The sequence below is a fragment of the Exiguobacterium sp. UBA7533 genome (assembly GCF_002479335.1).
GTDB lineage: Bacteria > Bacillota > Bacilli > Exiguobacteriales > Exiguobacteriaceae > Exiguobacterium_A.
Genome location: NZ_DLMP01000015.1, coordinates 727 through 2527, shown reverse-complemented (window position 1 = coordinate 2527; position 1801 = coordinate 727). Strand labels below are relative to the sequence as shown.

General features: G+C 46.6%; 2 protein-coding genes. Both read right to left on the bottom strand.

From position 1 onward, the window contains the following. The coding region (locus B2U10_RS14255; RefSeq protein ID WP_290788464.1) for a phospholipase D-like domain-containing protein at positions 1-765 on the bottom strand (765 nt) is incomplete at its 3' end. Between the two features lie 136 nt (positions 766-901). Further along, the coding region (hemG, locus tag B2U10_RS14250) for a protoporphyrinogen oxidase (protein ID WP_290788461.1) at positions 902-1801 on the bottom strand (900 nt) is incomplete at its 5' end.

Genomic DNA, 1801 nt, shown 5'->3' with positions numbered 1-1801 from the left:
GTAGCCGAACTTTTCATCGATACCTAGATATTCCGTACCGACGTTAAATCCACCAATGTAGCCGATTCGACCGTCAATGATACAGGATTTACGATGATTGCGGTTATTTAAGCGAAAATTAACGAAACCAATCGTCGACGGGAAAAAAGCGAACACTTCTCCCCCATGTACCAGTAAATCTTTGAAATCCGTCCGTTTGAGACTACGTGATCCGACAGCATCATATAATAGACGGACTTTGATTCCACGACGGGCACATTCGGTTAATGTATCGATCAACGCTAGCCCAAGGCGATCTTTCTGAATGATGTAGTATTGAATATTCACTTCATGCTCTGCCTGGCGGATATCTTGAATCATCCGATTGAATTTCTGTTCTCCATCCGAAAGAATCTGCAGTTGATTCGAGAGACTGAGTAACGAACCGTTCGACATCAGATTCATCCGAATCATATCCCGGTGCTTTTGAATCATCGGGTGCCGCCCCATCGTCACGAGTTCTTTTTTCTGTAAGGCAATCCGTCTATCGTGTTCTAGTTGTTCTTCTTCCGTAATACGATAAAAATTCGATTTTTTCAACAATCTTCCGAAAAACAGATAGACGAGAAACCCAACGAGCGGAACGAAATACAAGATGAACACCCATGCCCACGTCGCACCAATATCGCGCCGTTCGAGAAAAATAACCGTTAGGACCGCCAAGATATTCATGATGAGCAATCCGTAGACGATGATGATCGTGAACGTACTCCATACTTCCACCATACGATTCCCTCCCGTTTCAACGGTATTGTTCGATTTTGGTCCCTTGTCTCCTATTCCCGTTTCCTTCCGCGTCATTCTTTTGAAGACAAAAAAAACCTTTTTAAAGCACGAATGGCTTCAAAAAGGTTTAGGTCTTTCATGATTCTTGACATGGTTCCGGTTGTTGTAACGCCATTTGTTCAAGTGTCGCTTTGACACCTGCTACACAGTCTGGCAATCCAACACCATCATAAGCAAGTCCGGCTAAATGAATGTGTGGATAGTGCGAAGCGATGGTTTCTCGCACTTCTTGAATCCGCTGTGCATGCCCTACCGTGTAGGCCGGTAAGCCGTCTAATAGACGACTGATGACGACACGTTCCGGTTGCAACGGACGACCACAGATGGCTTCAAGATCTTCTAAGACGACCCGTTCAATCATTTCGTCTGATTCACGAACGAGTGCATCTTTTCCGGGACGACCGATGAAGGCACGAAGCACGGTATGATTCGGTGCTGCATGATTCCACTTTTGATCAATCGCCGTACACGCTGTAATCGAATACGGTGCCTGACGGTTGACGATGAAACCTGTTCCATCGATCGGCAACGCTGTTTCCTTATCGAAAATCAACGTGACTGTCGCTGTCGAGTGTGTTGAGAGGTTCGCAAGCCCAGGCAGCGTCGCTTCTGGTAACAGGGACACGACTTGGCGATGCGGAATCGTCAACAAAATATCATCGGCATACTCTGGACCATGATCCGTTTCGAGACGATACCGCCCATCTTCTTCCCGTTTAATCGAGCGAAGTGGTGTCTCAAGACGAATTTCTGTCCGTTCAAGCACCTCTTCTAGCCGCTCGACGAGAGACTCGAGTCCAGTAGCGAGCGATAAAAATTGACCTGTCGCTTTGAGCGTCGGACCTTGTTGTTGGTCAAGCGGACGCATGAGACGCATTCCTTCAAACAAACTTCCTGCCTTTTGTTCATTTGCAACAAATTGCGGGTAGGTCGCAAACGTACTCATCCGATCGATATCACCAGCATAAATGCCTGA